Annotated in this window: 1 pseudogene; it reads right to left on the bottom strand. The window is 65.8% G+C overall.

Going from position 1 to position 439, the window contains the following annotated elements:
* Positions 1 to 77: 77 nt before the first annotated feature.
* Positions 78 to 439 (bottom strand): annotated as a pseudogene (locus CHM34_RS19505) (hypothetical protein); the annotation flags it as partial.

The raw sequence follows: 439 nt of genomic DNA, 5'->3' as shown, positions 1-439 counted from the left end.
CTGTATGCCCCGCGCATTGATGCGCCGCGGTGTCGCAAACAACGGCGTAGCCGCGGATTTAAGGCGTCCGCAGCCACTTAACGCATGGTGCGCCGCACTGCCAGAGGATCGTTCCGTTCATCCGAACGTGCGGTGTAGGTCAGGTCACGGCGCATCGCCCACAGCGCTTTCTGCAGATACAGCGGCACCAAGGCGGCGTCGTTGATCGCCACAAGGCTCGCCTGCTGCAGCAACTGATCCCGCTTCGCGTCGTCCATCTCGCGCTCCGCCTCGCCGGTCAGCCGGTCCAACTCTCCATTGCTGTAATGCGTGCGGTTGGCGGCACCATGCCCGCGATCCCGGTCGCGGGTGCGCAGCACGGAATTCAGCAGGACGGAGGCATCGCCGGTGGAGTTGCCCCAGGTCAGCAGCGCGGCTGGAACCTCCCGTCGGGTGGCAC

The sequence above is a fragment of the Paludifilum halophilum genome (genome assembly GCF_002245355.1).
GTDB lineage: Bacteria > Bacillota > Bacilli > Thermoactinomycetales > DSM-45169 > Paludifilum > Paludifilum halophilum.
Note: the sequence above shows the minus strand (reverse complement) of the source record. Positions and strands in the feature narration are given on the sequence as shown.